At 35.3% G+C, this 21,251-nt stretch carries 13 protein-coding genes; 8 read left to right on the forward strand and 5 right to left on the reverse strand.

All coding sequences use genetic code 11. The features are described 5' to 3' along the window. The first annotated feature begins 20 nt into the window (after positions 1-20). Entirely contained in the window at positions 21-7,532 is a 7,512-nt protein-coding gene (locus KAOT1_RS01020) for an Ig-like domain-containing protein (RefSeq protein WP_007092802.1), read from the forward strand. Positions 7,533-7,563: 31 nt separating this feature from the next. Next, on the forward strand, positions 7,564-8,265 hold the full coding sequence (locus KAOT1_RS01025; protein WP_007092803.1) for a hypothetical protein: 702 nt from the start codon (positions 7,564-7,566) through the stop codon (positions 8,263-8,265). Positions 8,266-8,405: 140 nt separating this feature from the next. Here the strand turns inward: KAOT1_RS01025 and KAOT1_RS23485 are convergent, their stop codons facing one another. The 3 genes from KAOT1_RS23485 to KAOT1_RS01040 all read right to left on the reverse strand — a co-directional run bounded on the left by KAOT1_RS23485 (position 8,406) and on the right by KAOT1_RS01040 (position 12,373). Continuing rightward, complete coding sequence (locus KAOT1_RS23485) at positions 8,406-9,887, reverse strand: thrombospondin type 3 repeat-containing protein (protein ID WP_007092805.1); 1,482 nt, start codon at positions 9,885-9,887, stop codon at positions 8,406-8,408. A gap of 390 nt (positions 9,888-10,277) precedes the next feature. Then, positions 10,278-12,014 (reverse strand): M56 family metallopeptidase, encoded by a 1,737-nt coding sequence (locus KAOT1_RS21725; RefSeq protein WP_007092806.1) that lies wholly within the window; start codon positions 12,012-12,014, stop codon positions 10,278-10,280. Beyond that, positions 12,011-12,373 (reverse strand): BlaI/MecI/CopY family transcriptional regulator, encoded by a 363-nt coding sequence (locus KAOT1_RS01040; protein WP_007092807.1) that lies wholly within the window; start codon positions 12,371-12,373, stop codon positions 12,011-12,013. The genes KAOT1_RS21725 and KAOT1_RS01040 overlap by 4 nt, the downstream gene beginning before the upstream one ends. A gap of 376 nt (positions 12,374-12,749) precedes the next feature. Here KAOT1_RS01040 and KAOT1_RS01045 point away from each other — a divergent pair, with 376 nt between their 5' ends. Together KAOT1_RS01045 and KAOT1_RS01050 are read left to right on the forward strand one after the other, a co-directional pair. Then, complete coding sequence (locus KAOT1_RS01045; RefSeq protein ID WP_162014325.1) at positions 12,750-13,865, forward strand: alpha/beta hydrolase-fold protein; 1,116 nt, start codon at positions 12,750-12,752, stop codon at positions 13,863-13,865. A 131-nt stretch (positions 13,866-13,996) separates the two neighbouring features. Beyond that, on the forward strand, positions 13,997-14,944 hold the full coding sequence (locus tag KAOT1_RS01050) for a calcium/sodium antiporter (RefSeq protein ID WP_007092809.1): 948 nt from the start codon (positions 13,997-13,999) through the stop codon (positions 14,942-14,944). A gap of 354 nt (positions 14,945-15,298) precedes the next feature. Here the strand turns inward: KAOT1_RS01050 and KAOT1_RS23635 are convergent, their stop codons facing one another. Continuing rightward, entirely contained in the window at positions 15,299-15,421 is a 123-nt protein-coding gene (locus KAOT1_RS23635; protein ID WP_262494768.1) for a hypothetical protein, read from the reverse strand. A 12-nt stretch (positions 15,422-15,433) separates the two neighbouring features. Here KAOT1_RS23635 and KAOT1_RS01055 point away from each other — a divergent pair, with 12 nt between their 5' ends. Next, a complete protein-coding gene (locus tag KAOT1_RS01055) occupies positions 15,434-15,616 on the forward strand; it encodes a hypothetical protein (RefSeq protein ID WP_007092810.1) in 183 nt (60 codons plus the stop codon). Positions 15,617-15,694: 78 nt separating this feature from the next. Here KAOT1_RS01055 and KAOT1_RS01060 read toward each other — a convergent pair whose 3' ends face one another. Then, positions 15,695-16,711 (reverse strand): glutamine synthetase beta-grasp domain-containing protein, encoded by a 1,017-nt coding sequence (locus tag KAOT1_RS01060; RefSeq protein WP_007092811.1) that lies wholly within the window; start codon positions 16,709-16,711, stop codon positions 15,695-15,697. 195 nt (positions 16,712-16,906) lie between these two features. On the opposite strand from KAOT1_RS01060, the gene KAOT1_RS01065 reads away from it, so the two are divergent. From KAOT1_RS01065 to KAOT1_RS01075, 3 genes are all read left to right on the forward strand, one after another. Next, the gene (locus KAOT1_RS01065; RefSeq protein WP_007092812.1) at positions 16,907-19,090 is read left to right on the forward strand and encodes a glutamine synthetase III family protein; all 2,184 of its coding nucleotides are present in this window, start codon (positions 16,907-16,909) and stop codon (positions 19,088-19,090) included. Between the two features lie 202 nt (positions 19,091-19,292). After that, positions 19,293-19,739, forward strand: coding sequence for a GNAT family N-acetyltransferase (locus tag KAOT1_RS01070; protein ID WP_007092813.1), 447 nt, complete (start codon positions 19,293-19,295; stop codon positions 19,737-19,739). A 116-nt stretch (positions 19,740-19,855) separates the two neighbouring features. Beyond that, the gene (locus tag KAOT1_RS01075; protein ID WP_040559799.1) at positions 19,856-21,037 is read left to right on the forward strand and encodes an AIR synthase related protein; all 1,182 of its coding nucleotides are present in this window, start codon (positions 19,856-19,858) and stop codon (positions 21,035-21,037) included. Positions 21,038-21,251 lie beyond the last annotated feature (214 nt).

The raw sequence follows: 21,251 nt of genomic DNA on the forward strand, positions 1-21,251 counted from the left end.
TAAAGTAAAAAAAATATCAAATGGCACTAGAAAATAATTTTTTCGTCAAAAACATAAATTTGGCGTATTGCAAACCATTCTTGCATCACAACGGCTTTATCTACTGTATTTATTACAGACAGAACTCAAATGTTGTACGTAACGTTCCTGCAAAAGTGGTAAAAGTTGATACGAACTATAATTTAATTTGGGCGAAGCAAATAGATAACTTACACTTCATCAATCAAATCATTCCAGGTACCGAAGGAAATTTAATCATCTACGGAGGTCACTATGAAATTGAAAGCAATACACCAAAAGCAGTCGCACTTAAAATGAGTGAAGCTGGTGTAATAAGATGGAGTAAGAAGTACGATGTTGATACTGATGGATATACAGAATACAATATCGACCGAACAATGATTCAGGAAATTTCATTAGACCGTTATGTATTCATAGCAGGTCAATCAGTCTGTATCATTAACGACAATGGAAACATGGTGAAAAGTGTAAACCTAGCGTATACAGAACAAAATAACTTTACGGTGTTTTCAGGAATGACAGTTTATAATGACAGAATATTTCTGGCAGGAACAGGCGTATTTACCAACATTCCTTTCGGAATCACGGAATTAAATACTAACCTAGAAATTGTCGACAGAGCTCGATACCGAAATCTTTCATCAATACAAACAAGTGGCGGATCTGGATATTACCATATCTATCCGAAAAATGACTTACTCTACCTAGCACATTCTCCAAGTGGAAACCGTTTAGTAACGTCGCTCAACTTGAACAATAACTTGGTACCTGAAAAAGCAATCATCATAGACGGATTGAGTGCAAACAGTAGTCAACAAAGTAACAAATTAGAATTTACAAATTCCAACTTTTACTTCAACTACAAAGAGTTTGGTGCTTCAACAACAAGCTATTTTAAATTTGATTGGGATTTAAACTGTCTTTGGACAAAAAGAAATTCCATCGGAATTGGCGCAGAAGAATTTCAGGTATTTGACAATTTCATCTTCTTGCAAGAATCTAACAGAAATGTCATCAAAACCAATGTAGAACTCGAAGGAAACGACTGCGTTGAAGCGTTTACGCAAGTAGGAAATCCTGAAATCAGTGAAATTAATATCGAAAAGCAACCAATCAATGATGTGGAAGCTGCGGTCATACAAGTAAGCGCAACAGATTTAGGATTGGAAACCGCTTTCTACGATCCAAACATCATTCAAATATGTCCAACACTAGATATTGAGCAAAGTACAATTACGGCAAATCCAAATGCAATTCCAGCAGATGGAAGCAGTACTTCAATAATCACAGTACAGCTAAAAGATGCCAACGGAAACAACATCACTTCTGGTGGAGAAACTGTAGCAATAAATACTTCCGCAGGAACCATTACCGCAGCAGATGATAATGGCGATGGTACGTATACAGCTGAATTGCAATCTACAAGTGTAGAAGAAACTGCAAACCTAAGTTTTTCTGTAAATGGTGCGCTAAGTCCACAAACGACGACAGTTACGTTTTACATTTCAAGTGAATGTTTCTTTACGAGTTCCTTCAAGAATGGAGGTTCACCTAATTCCAATAACGGAGTTTGTAAAATAGGAACAAATAATGTACTTACTGTTGGAACAGATTCACCTTACGGAATTGTTACGTTGTTAAACGCCAATAGCAATATAGTATGGAGAAAACAATTGGCAATTCAGGGTAAAAAAATCTCACTAACATCAGTAGTAACCTGTAATGATGGACAAAGTGCCATCGTTTTAGGGCAATATGGAACTACAGAAAATAATAGGTCGCATCTTTTTATCTTTAAAATTGACTCGTTAGGAAACATTCTTTGGTCAAAACTATTGTATTCTCCCAATACACGTTCTGGAGTAGGAATCAAAAAACTTAACCACAATCCTCAAACACAGCAATACCTTATCACAGCTTGGTATAACGAACAACAGCTAGAAGACGATATGGAATTGTACAAAATTGATGAAAACGGAAACATGATTTCATCAAGGAGAGTAACTGGCGTATCAGATGAACAAATCATGGATGTAGTCATCACTCCAGCCGGATTTACCATTGTCGGTTCGGCAACAACTCCATCTGGGCAAACAATACGTCATGGTGCTGTACTATCATTTGATAATAACTTAGCTCTAAACTGGGGAAAACGTTTTGGAAACAACGCATTATTGCACATTACAGGCGGAATTTCAATAGCTTCACCACTAGAAAGTTATATCATAACAGGTGTGCATTACAATACAAACAAACTGTTTCTTAGTACTTTAAACAGTTCTTCAAACTCATACACTGTAAAAGTAACAAGTTTAGGAGCTTCGCAAGACCTGCTAAGTACAAACACGAAACTTATTCAAGGAGAAAATGGAACATTCTATTGTATTGCAAACTACACTACCGATCGCGCGAGTGAAGTCATAAAATTTGATGGGCAATTAAATGAACTCTGGAAGCGAAAACTAGACTTTGGCAGTAAAAACGATATCAATCAATTGGTAAATGATGCAAATCAGCAATTATTCCTTGTCGGATCGGTCGCAGAAACAGGCGCAGCATATCTAGCAAAAACAAACCTAGAATTGCAAAACTGTATTTCTGAAGACGTTCCAACATCGCAATATGCGCAAGCAACTTATACAACAGACACGTTTACACCAGCTATTGATGACTTGCCACATACATTTGAAAATGTTGCAATAATTGTTGCAGACGTAGAAGCAGAACGTACAGATTACTGTAATGAAAACTGTGGGAATACCTCAATTCCAATCACGGAGCATACTGCGATTCAGTCACCAAACTTCTACATTCAAGCAGCAGGATCAACAGGAAATGATGGAAGTGCGCAAGGTATTCATACACGTTGGGTATTCTCTGGAGCATTAGGAGAAAAACACTTGCCAAAAGGAAACTATGCATCGACAGCACATAACTTCAACAAAGAAGATGATTTTGTACGTGTGTACAGAGCGCCGTATACCAAAGTCACAAAAACGATCGATTTTGCACAAGCACCAAACATCGTTGACGACGCAAATGCATTATGGATTTACAGAATTGAAGACAAAGATTTTCATGTATATTTTAAAAATACGACAAAATATGCGCAAGTTAGAAATGCGATCAATCCAGCGACAAACACACAAGGATTCATTCAAAACTATGGAAATGAACTCATTGAAGTAGAAAGCAAAAGAAACCTATTCTTTGCGGTAGAAGCAAAAGTAAGTTCGTCAGCTTCAAGTAGCTCATTGCAAACGGAAACCTTATCGGTATCAACAAACACCTTAATTGCGCTCAAAAAAGCAACAAATAGAAAAACATTCTCAGGAAGTAGCTTACAAAACGTACGATTACTATGTGAAAACGGACGTACATTCCGATTCCTCGGAAGCAACACGTATATCACGGAAGTTCGTCTCGAATTATATGGCGATTTCATCGAAAATGCGAATGAAAACGGTGCTTGGACAGCTATGGGAAGTTATGCATTAACCTTAGATGACAACACAGCGTTACAGCAGTTAGAACCAACTTCGGGAGATGTAAACGGGACATGGCCACGATTTAATGATGATGCAACCGTAAATATTGCCAACTATATTGATAAATGGAATGTTGTAGAACCAGATATCTACGACAGAAACCTAAAGCAAGTTGTTGAAAAATACATCACACTAAGTGACGATGCAACAAATCCAAAAGCCATTGAAGAAATTCCGCTAGATGAAAACATTGTAGTAGAAGATGAAGACGATGTAATGGAAATTTCAAACTTAGACATGCTCAACATTGCTTCGTATGACTATCATATGGCGCGTATGTTAGGTTTAGGATTCTTAGACTTAGCTTCACAAGTGCAAAGCGGAGAATTTGTATACATCGCAGCATATGTAACCTTCGGAGACTTAGAAGACGGACAAGGCGCACGCGAAGTACAACACTTAAGTATGAGTTTGCCAACCGCAACATCAGATGAGCGTTTGCCATTGCCAATATCGTTAGAACCTGTGGTTCCTGGAGCATTCTTAGGTACAGAAACTAGCGAACCTTCTAGCATTACAGATGAAGATGGATACACGCACGACGGTAAAAAACGTTACGTAACTTTATACGCAGAAGAAATTCCAGAAGACGTATACAATCCGCCTTTCTATCAGGTAAATACACAATTTGAAGCGAAAGAATACACCATTCCAATCTACGCAGGATTAGAATACCGCAAACGACCAGAAACACAAATATTACCTGGTCCTTGGGAAAAACCAGAAATCTCGCATGACAAACGTTATTTACACATTGATTCAACTGTTTCAGAAGCATCAAAACGTTACGAAGCATTTCCAATTACCTTACCAGAAGTTGGACAACCAATCTTTGTACACAAACAAATTGTAAGCGGAAGGCATTACTATGGTTCTTACGGAATTAACTGGTTTTCAAGAGCAACGTCGAGTCCAACGGAAGTTTCCATCATTACAGAATTGCAACCTGCAAATCCGTTGTTGCCACCATCTAACATTCAGCCGCATCTCATTCAAAAGGAGCAGCCATTGTTATTAACATCACAACAAGAGCAACAACGTTATGACCAGATTATTGAAGATGATGAAAATGCCGATCAAACTTTAGTGAGAATCTCATTTGACTATCACTCATACCAAGAATTGATCGATTACGCAGTGCCAGCAGACTCTGTAATTACAGATGCAGAATTGGTAACCGACACAACTTCTATCTTTGATGATAATGATGAAATTCATGCAGAAAACGTAGACATCTTTTTCAGAAATGAAATTCCAAACAACATCTCAGGGCAAGTCATCAGTGTGGTAGACGATCCAGGAAACAGTTTAGTATCTATCGTTACGGTTGATGAATACTATCTATCAAGTGTCGATCAAACCTTAACGCCAGACATTCCAAACGGATTGGAATCAAATTATGAAGGAGGTGTATTTGTATTGGGTGAGCAACAGCACATCATTCATGAAGTAATTCAAACCTCAGAATATCCACAATTTAAAGTATACAAAAAAGAAATTAGTGATGCTTTAGTAGACGATATTCCTTCGCCAGATGCAGACAATTTGCAAGCGATTGAAATTACGAATGATGGTATTTTTCTTGCGATAGAAAACATGCAAACACCATCAAGTTGGGGAACTCCAAATCCGCAACCATTACAAGTAAAAGTAAATGAGTTCAATCAAATTCATCGTGAAGTTGTTATGGTAGAAGGTGACAATGGAGAACTAGAACGTCACCTAGAAAAAACTCGTGGAATTTGGTCCGATCCTGCAAACAATCACACAACGATTGTTCCTGAAAATGAAGCTATTAGCTTAAATCCTGATGGAAGTATTGAAATGGGACACAAAGGAATGTATAAAATTACATTTCACGGAGTAAAACTTCACCAACATTCGCAATTCTCTCCAGATTCAGATTCGGTAGAATGGTACAGAGGAATAGTACGAGTGCGCACAGTAGACAATCCGAATGGAAAACGTAAAGTATTGAAAGTTGCAAAAATTCTAAACATTGTTCACGATGGCGATTTAATAGAAAATGATGTAGAAGTATTAGCGCTTGATCCTTTATTCTCACAAGATTCATCATACGATCCAATTCAAACAGGTGTTGATGTTTCCGTAAATTTCTATCCAGGATACAAAGTATACTTATATGAAAACCAGACGTATGGGTTAACAGAAGCAAACCTGTTGCCAGGAGAAAACGAAGAAGTTCGCAACTCTATTGTTGGTTTGCGAAGTCATGATACAGGCAATCCATATTACTCAAACATCAGTATTCCGAAAATCATGTTTGCACAAAAAATTGTGGAAGCAGAACAGCCAGAACAACCTGATGGAGCAAAATATGCAACACGCCCAGATTTCTTTGGACGTTCTACATACACACTCACCACAAAGTATGCGCACAAACCTCACGGCGTATTATTTTACAGAACCAATGACGAAGCTATTCTAAATGCGCTTTATGAAAAAGAAACGGTTCGTGAAATTAGAGCAGAACTCAAAGCATTAGGAGGAAACGAAGAAGATTACTTTGCAAACCGTTGGGAAAACTTCCTAGACTTTGAAACACTTGAAGATGAAGGCGATTACAGATATTATCCGCCAGTAGATGTAGATCCAGATAATCATTACAAATTTCCAAATCCAGATAAGGTAGCCTTATTTGAATGGGCAAATGTGATTATTCAACGAATCAATGAAAATACAGCATTTCCACCAGATACGCCTATAACGCCTTTTAATACCGATGTAAGTGATACCGTAAATACAGACGTAGGAAAGATTGCTGTTGGTGATGAACGATTACTCGGATTTGTAAAAGGAGTTTTATACAATGCATTTGTACCATTGACAAAAGTTCCTGTGGTTTATGCATACATCAACGGACCAAGTTACGAGCCAGTAAACAAAAAACAAGTGTTACGTGATGAAAATGGTAGTGTATTACTACCAACAGATCCAGCATTTGAAATGGCACCAATGATGAAGACAACAAGCACGAGTCCGCACACAACGCAGTTTACAGACTTTAACTTAGATGGTACTTCTAACAATATCTATTTCTATGCGGCACGAGAATTAAGTTCGCAAATGAAACTAGGAGAATTCAGTGAAGCTTTAGGACCAATAAAATTGGTAACCTCAAATGCTCCAGAAGCGCCAGAAGTAAAAAGAATCATGCCAGTATTGGAAAATCAAATCTTAGGAATTGAGCCAAAAATTCAGCTAGAAATCAATTCATATCCAGAAGTGCAAAACATTAAAAAAGTGAATATTTACAGAGCTTTCAATAAGCTTGATGCACAATCAATTCGTACGATGACATTGGTAAATTCTATCGATGTTGAAGCAGAAGGTTTGGAAGGAAACGAACTGTGGACAGTATACGACAACTTTGATGATTTGGCAGAAGTTCCATACGGAGACGGATTATTCTATCGCATAACAGTGTCAAGGCGTATTGAATATTCTGAAGCTAATTTTGGTACAAACACACCACAAATCATTACGGAATATGCGCCTTCACAAGCTTCAAAAATTGTAGCAAGTATGATGGTTGAAGTGGCAAATCCGCCAGCGCCAACTTTAAAATACATCTCTGAGCCAATTGCGGCAAATGGTGACGTAAACGAAATTGCATTGCAATGGGAAAAAACATGTTACAAAGGAACATATTCAGTGTACAAAATGAATTCACAAGGAAATTGGGAAAAAATTCATGAAGTAACCACAAATGAAGCAGAAGTTTTTGTTTTACTTGCTGATACTACATTGCAAGATCACAGTTTGGCAACGCAAGATGCGGATGGAAACCCAATATATCACCACTTTAAAGTAGTGGCACAAAATACATCAGGAATGTTGAGTACTGAAGAAAATATCATGACCATTCCAAACGAAGACAATTGGATTGACATCGGAGGAATAGGAGACATGGTTATCGGAACTACATTCACAATTAGATAAATCGTAAAATAACATATTAAAAAAATAGATCATGGCAGAAAAAAACAGAACAGCCCTAAAATCATATTTTGAAACAGGAGATCGTCCAACACAAGATGAATTCGTAGACCTCATTGATAGTAAAGTCAATAGAGGAGAAGATAAAGCAACCTTAGCGGAAGCTTTATCTACCAACGACACCAAATACATTACGCCTAGAACGGCAAATCATATTGTAGACAACGCAGTGCCAAATGCTACAACGACTACACGCGGAAAAGTAGAATTGGCAACACTTGCAGAAGTTACTACGGGTACAGATAGTGTCAGAGCAGTAACTCCAGCAGGAGCAAAGCGTGCGGCAGAAGAACATGCGCCCGTAACAAGCGTTAACGGACAAACAGGAGCGGTAACAGTAGTAACAGGTGGAAGCGATTCAGGATGGCAAAATGCAACGCTACAGAATGGTATAGAAAACTATTCTGTAGGAAGTTACGGAGCCGCAAGATATCGTAAAAAAGATGGTGTCGTACACATTCAAGGTTTGGTACGAAATGGAACACCAACAGGAGCACAAACAACCATTTTTCAATTACCAGTTGGATACCGACCTGATAAGCAATTGATTTTAAGTACAATTGTGTCAGGAAATGTAATGAGGCGAGTTGATATTTCGGCAGCAGGAGTAGTATCTTGTTATAGTTACAATACTTCTTGGACAAGTATTTCTGGACTGTCATTTGTTGCAGTCTAAACAAATTGATTCAAACTAAAAAAAGCGGCAAAGGTTTTCATCTTTGTCGCTTTTTCTGTTCCCAAAACATGAAAAGGAGCCATCGTGAATTTTTTCAGATAGCTCCTTTTAATTTTTTCTATAAAAATAGTAGAATATTCTTATGGCTGTAATCTGTAATAAAACTGAATACTACCTGTATTATATAAGGTTCCGCTTCCTGTTGCTGCATCACAATACTGTACTACAGATTCTCCTAGTATATCATCATTATTTTTAAGAGGAATATCTAATGATGAGTTTACGTCAACAGGACCTAATTTAAACTTCACAGTCAAGTTGAAAGTTCCCCATTGTCCTGGATCTTCTTCGTACCAGAAAATTTTAATTTGTTCTCCGTGTGTACAGTAATCCCAGTTAAATGTTTCCCAATTAGTTGTTACCCATTTCGTAGATTGACAAGTACCCCAGAAGTTAGCGTCACGTAGGCTTCCTTTGCTAAACGATCCTGCCTTCTTAATATCTGTTGATATTACAGTGTTTGTTACTGGATCCATGTAGCTATATACAACTACAGCACGCATTTCTCTTTTTCCTTCAAATAACTCTGATGTTGAGCTATATGCCGAACAGTTGTTGAATTTGAATTTGTAGATTTCATCTTTTTTGTCAAATGTAGTTCTGTGACAGTTTGGAGCAACACAATCTGGTTCTGGATCTTCTGGACATCCATTGTTTGATGCAGGACCTGCTTCATTTGGACATTCGTCTTCTGCATCTGGAACTCCATCGCCGTCTGCATCTGGATCACCACAGTCACCTAAACAAATACATCTGTAAATGTCATATAATTTGGTTACTTGTATAATTAAGTACTGGTCTCCATTAATAATAGCCGTGAAAAACAATTGAATAATGTGTTGTAAAAATGTATTACACAAAGGACCGCTTAAAAATTTAGCAATATGTCTTCCATCAGTTGTATTAAAGGTATTTACATTGAATAACTCAATTCGCTCATTTTCTTTGATACCCATCAAAACAGTGTCTTGCGAATAATCAGTTACAACAAATTCTGAACCATCTTCCTTAAATGCTGTGTATCCTGAGGATTGTGCTTCACGAATTTCAGCAGGTTGTACACCCACATTTACAGGCATGTCATATGCTTGTACATTGTTAAAATAACGTTCTTCTAAAAAGATCGTAAGTTTTGGATCGGCTTTTAAAATTTCATTCGAGAAGAAATCTGGAGTAACTTCTTGTGCATATTGTAAGTTTCTTGCTGTGTCATTTAAAAGTTGGTGAAAAGGTACGCCTCCTATATTTCTGTCTTTTACCATAACGTATAACACTTCGTAGTCACCGTTATATTGTGTCGCAGCTTCGTTGTAAATAAATTCTTTTATTTCTCGATTGCCGCTAATTGCTGTGGCAAGAGTTTTTGCGAAAATAGTTCTCGCTTGTGTTTTGGAATAGGTAGATCCTAAGTCAGAATATACTAAATTTCCTCCTGATGAAGGTCTTTCTTTTTGTGTAATGACTTCATCAGATGTTGAGTTGATTACTGGATCTTCACTACACGCTATAAAGGAAATCGCCGTAAAAAAGAATATTCCCCACTTTAAAATTTTGGTTTTCATGATTAAATTTATTTATTGATATACTTACTCTATTTTAGGTTTTTCAGCTTACACCTTTAATGATTTGTTGCAACAGAATCACAGTGCTAAATAATGACGTTATTTTGTGCAAACAAAGGACACGATAGTGGCATTTATAAATATCACGCTTGGTATTTATAAATGTTAGTTTGTGAAATTAAATTGCAAGAAACTGATTGTTAGTATTTTATAAATAATTGCTTTGTTGTTTGTTATTTTGAAGATTACTTGTACACCTTAAAAAGTGAAAATTGATCTTTGAGGTTCAAAATTTGTTAAAAAGTAGTAATATGGATGCTGACAAAAAAAGCGACAAAGATTTTCATCCTTGTCGCTTACAATATTGTAGAAAAATTAAAAATACTTTGCTTATTCTTTCTTCTTCTTTTTGGTTTCTACGATAACAACACCATTTTTCCCTTTTTTTCCATACTTTTCAGTAGCAGAATCTCCTTTCAACACCGAAACTGTTGCAATAGTATCAGGATCTAATGCCGAAAATTTATCTTTAGAAACTTCTTTTCCATCCAAAATAAATAATGGTATTTCCTTTTCGTTTGAAGTATTTAAAACGATCTTTTTCTCTTTATTTTTTACAATCTTAACTTCTGTTTCTACATCATCTTCATCAGAAATAGCATATACAAAGATATTTTCGCCGCTTTTACCTTCTTCAATTTCAATTTCTTCTTCAATAATTTCGTCTGGAGATAATTTTTTGCCATTTACGATAATTACTTCTTTTCCATTTTCTTTTGTAATGTTGATCGTTTTTACATCATCTTTTTGAACCCAAGTATTTACCTTATCTTTTCCATCTTTACTCGATCGGATGATAATTTTCTTGTCTTCACCGTCGCCTTCTACATATTCAGAATTTACTTTAAAAGCATAACTTCTTTTAGAAATACTTTCAAATGCTTTTGATTTGATAAATAATTCGTCATTGCGCTTTCCAAGTTGAATTTCAGAAATTGCTTTATCGCCCGAAGATTTAAATTTTCCGTTGGCAGCTTCTTTATTTTTAGACGTTAATACTAATGAAATACTGCTGATTTCTCCTTTAGAATTCAAATTCACGTCACTATACTTAAATTTGATGTCTTGTGAAGCAAACAATTTTTTATATGCTTTGAGTTCTTCAATAGTCGTATTTTTAGTGATTACGACAACTAAATCGCCTGCAACTTCATTTTGTCCTACAACAATTTCTCTTTCAGTAGTTGGAGTAGTAGCAATTTCTCTTGCGATGACTTCCGTATTAAAAAGAAATACAAACGCAATAAGCATTGGTAAAATAAGGACTTGTTTCCACCTGTTAAAATGTTTGGATTGAGTTTTTTGTAACATAACTATTCGTTTTTTGATTAATGAATTATAAAAATTATTGGTCAATGCAGGACAATATGCATGTCCAGAAACCTTTAATAATGTAAGTTGATATTCTTTTTTGGAAGGAGTTTGTTTAATAGCAGCACGATCTGCCAAAAACTCCAAATTTTGTAGTATAAATTTCTTGTGAAGCCACGCAAAAGGATTGAACCACATAAAAATACAATACAATTTTGCTACAAAAACATCTACAGAGTGCAACTGTTGGCTATGTGCTTGTTCGTGTTTTAGTATCGCTTTTAACTCAGCTTCTGAGTACAAGTCAGGATTGTACACGATATAATTAAAAAATGAAAATGGCGAAAAAGAAGCTGTGGTTTCAATATAAATAAATTGTTCGTCGCGTCGTGAAATTTGAGCCTTCCAAAGTAATTTGAACAACGAAAAAAGTTCGATCAAAAATTTACAAAAGAAAAGCAATACGCCCGTTACGTATACATAAAACAATACAGTTGTCCATGAAATTGTAGTTTCAGGCGTTACGCTTGTTTCTGCAAAAACAAAAGCGCTATTGGTGGCAATGACTTTCGCGGGAATCTGGATATATTTTGTAATGACCAAAAACGGAATTAGCAATGAAAAAATCATTCCTCCTAATAAGAAAAATCGATTTTCATTAAAAAATGTTTCTTTTCGTAAGACTAAAAAATACAAGCCCGAGAACAATAATAAAACTCCTGTACTTTTCGCGAAAAATAAGATGAATTCGTTCATGATTGCTCTTTTTCAATAAGGTTAATAATCTCTTTCAAATCTTCCACACTAATCTTTTCTTCTTTAGCAAAAAATGAAATAACGTTCTTGTATGAATCATTAAAATAATGCTGAATCGCTGAAGCCATGTACTTTTTACGATACGCTTCCTTGGTTACCAAAGGATAATATTGATGTGTATTTCCGTACGCATTATGACTTACATATCTTTTTTCTTCCAAATTCCTGACAATGGTGGAAAGTGTGTTGTAATGCGGTTTTTTCGTTTCAATTTCTGCCATGACATCTTTTACAAAAGCCTTTTCTAGCTTCCAGATAATGTGCATGATTTCTTCTTCTTTATTTGTGAGTTTTTGCATGATTCAATACAAATTTGAGTGATTTCAAGTTTCATTCTGAACAAATATAAACTAAAAAAACAGTTAATCAACTATAAAAATAGTTAATCAACGAAATTTATAGTTTATTTAACAAAACCAACAGCAATTATATGCGAGGTTTATCAATTTAAAAATGATAACTATGTATGGGGAAGATGAAAAAGTATTGATAATTTATAAAACATTCCTACATTGTAAAATAAAATTAAAGAGTTATGACTCACTTAAAAGATGATAGTCAAGCATGCATAAAATATATTTAATCTTTTTTATAAGTTTTTGTTTTCACAACCTTTACAGTCAGAATAGAAGTGATATTGTTATTGGAAAAAAAGACAGTATACATTCTAAAATTTTGAATGAAACACGGGAAATATGGATTCACTTCCCTGAAGAACATGCCAATGCTGCGCTTCAAAGTAGAAAATATCCAGTTCTTTATCTATTAGATGGAAATTCTCATTTTCATTCTGTAGTTGGAATGGTGAAACAGCTAAGTAAAAGTACAATTTGTCCAAAAATGATTATTGTAGGAATTCCCAATACAAATAGAACTAGAGATTTAACTCCTACAAAACCAACAAAAGTACCACATTATTTAAGTCGTCTTAAAGTTGAAAATTCTGGTGGTGGCGATGCGTTCATTTCATTCATAGAGAAAGAACTAATACCTTATATAGATAAAATGTATGCAACAGAATCATATCGTATGTTTATTGGACATTCACTTGGAGGTTTGACTGTAATAAACACACTCATACAGAAGCCTGAATTATTCAATGCTTATGTTGCTATTGATCCTTCAATGTGGTGGAATGATAAAAATTTATTACAAAAAATTAAGAAGACAACGTTTAACGAACGATATGATAATAAAAAACTTTTTTTAGCAATAGCAAACACCATGGGCAAGAATATGGACACCATAACAGTTAAAAAAGATACAAGTTATACTACGCGACATATTAGAGCTATTCTAGAATTACATTCGCTATTAAAAAAAGATCCGCTAAATAAGCTGTCATACAAAGGAAAATATTACAAAAATGATTCGCACGGTTCTGTACCACTTATTGCTGAATATGATGCGTTGCGTTACATATTTGATTTTTATCAATTACATATTACAACGCAAGACTTGATAGATAAAGAGAACGATATTTTAAACAAAGTTAAGAACTATTACACAAAATTATCGAAGGAATTTCAAAGAGAAATTAAACCCAAAAGGTATTATATTGAAGATTTAGCAAATCAATTGATGGAGGTTCAACAATTTAAAAAAGCAGAACAATTTTTTAAGCTTAACATCACAAACTATCCTAACGATTTTTATGTATATAGTTCATTAGGAGATTTTTATATTCTTACAGGAAATAAAGAAAAGGCGATTGAAAGTTTTAAAAAATCAAATTCCATCTATAAAAATAGTTATGCAACTGCACAATTAAAAAAGTTACAGGAAGAATAACTAACATATGTATATTCAGTAAATCTCATGAATTTCTGTTTAATTCATAACATCTAAAATAAATAGTACAAGAATATAATTGATGTTTAACATGTAAAAGTAAATAGTATCTTCGCAAAAAAATATTTTCAATGGAGAACATCGCTTACGTAATTTTTGGATTGTTACTGCTCATTGCTGGAGGAGAATTTCTAGTGAGAGCTTCTGTAGGATTGTCTTTTAAATTGAACATTTCTAAAATGGTTATCGGGCTTACAGTGGTATCTTTTGCGACATCTGCACCCGAATTATTGGTAAGTATAAACGCTGCTTTAAATGGTTTGTCTGCAATTGCAATTAACAATGTGATAGGTTCTAATATAGCCAATATTGGTTTGGTTTTAGGAATTACAGCCATTATTGGACCCATAGCTGTCAATAATACTTTTTATAAACTCACATGGCCTTCGTTGATGTTCTTCTCACTATTGATTTATTACTTTTTATGGAATGATAATTTGTTAACACGATTAGAAGGGATCGTTTTATTAATAGCTTTAGGAGTATTTTTGTTCATACTAATTCGTTCTGCGCGAAAAAATAAAGATGCAATTGATATTGAAGAAGTTGATGATGCTGCGGCAACCATTTCGTATATAAAGATTCTTATTTGGCTTGCCGTTGGTGGTACAGCGTTATATTTTGGTTCAGAATTTTTGGTAACTGGAGCAAAAGCTGTTGCAGAAAACTTAGGTGTAAGCGAAGCAGTAATCTCTATTACCATGATTGCTATTGGAACCAGTGTACCAGAATTGGCAGCTTCTGTTATTGCCGCAGTACGACAGGAAAAAGCAATCTCCTTGGGGAATCTTATAGGTTCTAATATTTTTAATATTGCTTCTGTTTTAGGAATTACTTCGGTAATAACACAAATTCGTGTAGAAGATACTTTAATTATAGATAGAGACATCCTTTGGATGTTAGGATTCGCTTTTGTGTTATTTCCACTAGCATTTATCCCAAAAAAGTTCGGAATAGAACGTTATGAAGGTGTATTACTATTTTTAGCATACATAACTTTTATATACTTGGTGTTTTAATCATAAAACTATATATTTTTCAATAAAAAAGTAAATTTTAAGTATTTGAAAATGTGTTAATTATAGTGTTTCCGTACTAGGTTGATGTTTGTTTTTAGTATTTTATTATCTATAATCAAAAACTTAACATCATGAAAACTCACCAAAAAAAAATTACGTTTAAAAAAACTAACGATCTCAGCATTACATCGTCTTAAAATTTATGGCGGAACAGATCCTAATTTTACAAGAGGTTGCCCGCCAAGCCATGTAAACTGTCCGTCAATCGAACCCAATCATTGTCCTCAACAAACAGAACAAGCCAATTGCACACAGCACTGTACATCAGATACTCCACAATGTCATACCGAAATGTTATGCGAGTCGTTTGATGTTTGTCATTAATAGGTTTGATATTACGTAGATAGCGCGATTTTCGGGTTGCTTTTCTTTTTGGGTAATGATTTTATGATTTTCACCCATATAGATATAAATCATAAAACTATTATAATGAAAAAAAGAAATCTCACATCATTAGTATTAAACAAAAAAGCAATCTCAAAAGTGAATTATGAAAATGTAAATGGCGGCGTTCCAGGAAAACCACCAAGCGCACTTCCAGATCCAAAAACAGTACATAGAAAGTTATGTTACCTACAAGATAACACGGCACTTCATTGTCCATCTTCATAAATTCAATAAACTACAAAACAAAAAAAAGAGCTTACATGGCGTAAGCTCTTTTCGCATATCCGTTATACCCTTATATAACTAATATCCAGCGGATTTCACTGTTTTAATAATTCTTCCTGCAATTTTGTATGGATCACCGTTAGAAGCTGGTCTTCTGTCTTCCAACCAACCTTTCCAACCTTTCTCAACAGTAATAATTGGAATACGAATAGAAGCTCCACGATCAGAAATTCCGTAACTAAAGTCATTAATTGACGCCGTTTCGTGATCTCCTGTCAAACGTTGGTCGTTAAACTCTCCGTAAACTGCAATATGCTCTTTTACAACTGGTCTAAATGCTTCACAAATTTTTTCATAAACTTCTTGGCTTCCACAAGTTCTTAAGGTAGTGTTAGAGAAGTTTGCGTGCATACCTGAACCGTTCCAGTCCATATCTTTACCTAATGGTTTTGGATGGTATTCAATATAATATCCATACTTTTCTGTTAATCGATCTAACAAATAACGTGCAACCCAAATTTCGTCTCCAGCTTTCTTAGCACCTTTTGCAAACAATTGGAATTCCCACTGTCCAGAAGCAACCTCTTGGTTAATTCCCTCAAAATTTAGCCCTGCATCAATACATAAATTTGCGTGCTCTTCTACAAAATCTCTTCCGTGTGTATTTTTTCCACCAACAGAACAATAGTAAAGTCCTTGCGGCGCAGGATATCCACCAATTGGGAAACCTAATGGCAATTGTGTCTTTCTGTCCATGATGAAATATTCTTGCTCAAATCCAAACCAGAAATCATTATCTTCATCTTCAATCGTAGCTCTACCGTTAGAAATGTGAGGCGTTCCATCTGCATTTAAAACTTCGGTCATTACCAAATAACCATCTCTCCTTGCCGGATCAGGGTAAATGGCAACAGGTTTTAACAAACAATCAGAAGAACCACCTTCAGCTTGTCTTGTTGATGAACCATCGAAAGACCAAATTGGACAGTCTTCTAATTTTCCACTAAAGTTATCCTCAACTTTAGTTTTACTTCTCATGTTTTGTGTTGGAAAATATCCATCCAACCAGATGTATTCTAATTTAGATTTGCTCATAATAAATGAAATTCATATTAATAAATTCGTTGACAAATATAAATTATTTTTAAAATCACCTCTAGGAAATTGAGGTTAATTTTGTGTAAATTATCAAAAATTTATTAACAACCCCTATTTTTTAGGGGTATGATTATTTTTGATTGAAAAAATGTGCTAAAATTGATATATTTGTAAAAAATAACAAAATATACCATGTCTACACTCAGATTTCATGCCTTACAAGAAACATTAAATAGAAAACCTGTTGAAATTAAAGAAAACGGACGTCGTTCAGAAATGTTTGGAGAAAACGTTTTTAATGAACATGCCATGTTGCAACATTTAACGAAAGATGCTTATCAAAGTGTTATGAATGCTATTGAATTCGGTACAAAAATCGATCGAAAAATTGCAGATCATATTTCTACAGGAATGAAAGAGTGGGCAATAAGCAAAGGTGCAACACATTATACACATTGGTTTCAACCGTTAACAGGTGCAACTGCCGAAAAGCACGATGCTTTTTTTGAAACGATAGGAAATGGTCGTGCAATGGAAAAATTTGGTGGCGGACAATTGGTACAGCAAGAGCCTGATGCTTCTAGTTTTCCAAATGGCGGCATTCGAAATACCTTTGAAGCTAGAGGTTACACCGCTTGGGATCCAACATCGCCAGCTTTCATATATGGAACAACTCTATGTATTCCAACTATTTTTGTGGCGTATACAGGAGAAGCGCTAGACAACAAAGCACCACTACTTAGAGCGTTGCAAGCTGTAGACAATGCAGCCACAGCAGTTTGTAAGTATTTTGATAAAAATGTTTCTAAAGTAAATGCCTCTTTAGGTTGGGAACAAGAATATTTTCTAATTGATGCCGCACTAGCTGCTGCCAGACCAGATATTACCCTTACGGGAAGAACCTTACTAGGACATTCTCCCGCAAAGGGACAACAATTAGACGATCACTATTTCGGATCAATTCCTTCAAGAGTAATGAGTTACATGCGCGATTTGGAACAAGAATGTATGTTGCTAGGAATTCCTGTAAAAACACGTCATAACGAAGTTGCTCCAAATCAATTTGAATTGGCGCCAATTTTTGAAGAAGCCAACTTGGCAGTAGATCACAATTCTTTACTAATGGATGTAATGGAAAAAGTGGCGCAACGTCATAAATTTAAAGTGCTATTCCATGAAAAACCATTTGCAGGAATTAATGGTTCTGGAAAGCACAACAATTGGTCGTTAGCGACAAATACAGGTATCAATTTATTGAGTCCAGGGAAAACTCCGATGAAAAACTTACAATTTTTAACGTTTTTCGTAAATACCATCAAAGCTGTTCATGACAATGAAGAACTCATAAGAGCTGCAATTGCAAGTGCGAGTAACGATCATCGTTTGGGAGCAAACGAAGCGCCACCAGCTATTATTTCAGTATTTATAGGATCGCAATTATCGGCGGTTTTGGATGAATTGGAAAACGTGACCAAAGGAAAATTATCTCCACAAGAAAAAACAGACTTAAAACTCAATATTGTAGGGAAAATTCCTGAAATATTATTGGACAATACCGATAGAAACCGAACGTCACCATTTGCCTTTACAGGAAACAAATTTGAATTGCGTGCTGTCGGTTCTTGGGCAAATTGTGCTGGACCAATGACGGTTTTAAATACGGTAATGGCAAAACAATTAAAGGATTTTAAAGTTGAGGTTGATGCTTTAATTGACGAAAAAGGCTTGAAAAAAGATGAAGCAGTTTTTAATATTTTACGAGAATATATAAAGGCTTCTAAGAAAATTCGTTTTGAAGGAAATGGTTACGGAGAAGCTTGGGAAAAGGAAGCTAAAAAACGCGGATTGAGTAATAACAAAACGACTCCAGAAGCGTTAAAAGCCCAAATTTCAAAGGAAACCATTGCGTTATACGAAGAAATGAACGTAATGAGCAAGGTTGAAGTAGAAGCGCGTCATGAAATTGAATTGGAAGAATACATTTTACGCATTCAAATTGAAGGTCGTGTGTTGGGTGATATTGCTCGAAATCACGTCATTCCAACGGCAATTAGTTACCAGAATACGTTGATTGAGAATGTAAGCGGATTGAAAGAAATTTTTGGAAAAGATTTTAAAAAGCTAGCCGCAGAACAAATAGACTTGATTGAAAAAATTTCAGAACATATTGCAGGTATCAATTCGAAAGTAAACGCAATGACTGACGAACGAAAAAAAGCAAACAAATTTGAAGGACAAAAAGCTGCAGAAGCGTATTGCAATAAAGTAAAACCATATTTTGACGAAATTCGATACCACTGTGATAAACTAGAACTTTTGGTTGATGATAATGTGTGGCCGTTAGTAAAATATAGAGAGTTGTTGTTTACGAGATAATCTTAGAATGATAGACTTCTTAGATTTTTAGACTTGTTAGAAACGCTTCGCTTTTGGTATTTTGGTGTTGGGTTTTCCTTTGAAATGAATTTTCAAATTGACACATTCCCAACGATACGTCTCTGCGAGGAGTTTACGATGTGGCAGTCTGTTGTTAAGTGTGTTAAAAATTTTCTTTTAAACAAATCAACAAAAACAAAAAATGACTATCAAAAGAACCAATTCCAAAGACAAAGACTTTATCAATTTAGTCAAAGAATTAGATGCGTTTTTGAGTGTTAAAAATGGTGAAAGTGATGCTTTTTACAGTCAATTCAATGGATTGGAAGCTTTACAGCATGTTGTGATTTTGTATGATGGAGAACATCCAATTGGTTGTGGTGCTATAAAACAATTCGCAAAAAATACTGTTGAGGTAAAACGCATGTATGTCCGCAAGAAGCTTCAAGGGAATAATTTAGGTATTACCATTTTGGACGAACTTGAAACATGGGCAAAAGAATTGGGAAATACACGTTGCGTTTTGGAAACAGGGACAATGTTGCCAGAAGCTATTCGTTTTTACGAGAAACACAACTACCAACGCATTCCAAATTATGAACCATATATCAATGCGCCAGAAAGTGTGTGTTTTGGAAAATCTCTGTAAATCAAGTTCTCTATTTCAAAAAAAAACAAACACTTTACACAAATACTACATTTTTATTTCATGATACATTCATGGTTTACATGAAAAAATTATCTTTGCAGCACAACAACACAACTATGAGTCAAGAAGTATCAAAACGTTACGCAATGCGCGGAGTTTCTGCATCCAAAGAAGATGTACACAACGCGATCAAAAACATTGATAAAGGATTATTTCCAAAAGCTTTCTGTAAAATCGTACCCGATTATTTAACAAATGATGACGATTATTGCTTAATCATGCATGCCGATGGCGCAGGAACAAAATCATCCTTGGCATACATGTATTGGAAAGAAACAGGCGATTTGTCGGTTTGGAAAGGCATTGCGCAAGATGCACTAATTATGAATATTGATGATTTGTTATGTGTTGGTGCAACGGATAACATCATGTTGTCATCGACTATTGGACGAAATAAAAACAACATTCCTGGCGAAGTAATTTCTGCGATTATCAACGGAAGTGAAGAACTCATTCAAGAACTCAAAGAATTTGGCGTAACCATTCATTCTACTGGTGGCGAAACAGCAGATGTAGGCGATTTGGTCAGAACAATCATTGTCGATTCTACCGTTACGGCTCGCATGAAACGAAAAGATGTCATTGACAATGCAAACATCAAAGCAGGCGATGTCATCGTAGGATTAGCATCTTTTGGACAAGCAACCTACGAGAAATCATACAACGGCGGTATGGGAAGCAACGGATTAACGTCTGCACGTCACGATGTTTTTCATAAATATCTTGCCGAAAAATACCCAGAAAGTTTTGACAATGCCGTTCCTTCGGACTTAGTGTATTCTGGAAATACAAAATTGACAGACGCTGTAGCGGATGCACCAATTGACGCTGGAAAGCTGGTACTATCACCAACTAGAACCTACGCGCCAATCATCAAAAGTATTTTAGATAAATACACTTCGGAAGACATTCACGGAATGGTGCATTGCAGTGGTGGCGCACAAACCAAAATATTGCATTTTGTGGAAAATCTACATATTATAAAAGACAATATGTTTGAAATTCCGCCGCTTTTCAAACTCATTCAAGAGCAATCAAACACCGATTGGAAAGAAATGTATCAAGTATTTAACTGCGGTCATCGTATGGAAATGTACGTTTCTTCAGAAATTGCCGAAGACATCATTGCCATTTCAAAATCGTACAATGTTGATGCACAAATTGTTGGAAAAGTAGTAGCTTCAGATAGTAAAAAGTTGACGATTTCTAGCACGTACGGTACTTTTGAGTATAATTAGTATTGAGATATTAGTAATGAGAAGTGAGATTAAATTCGTTCTGTAAAACGTCACTTTAAGTTGCAAATCTCCGATTCGTTGAACTTCGATAAACTCAGTAGAACTATTGAGAAGTACTTTAAAGTTTCCAACAATCTAACGTCTAAAAGAACAAATACTTCAGCTTTTCGTCATGCCGAGCTTAACTCGGTATCACATAAAACAGCTCCGTAAC

The sequence above is a fragment of the Kordia algicida OT-1 genome, from assembly GCF_000154725.1.
In the GTDB taxonomy this organism is placed as follows: Bacteria; Bacteroidota; Bacteroidia; order Flavobacteriales; family Flavobacteriaceae; genus Kordia; species Kordia algicida.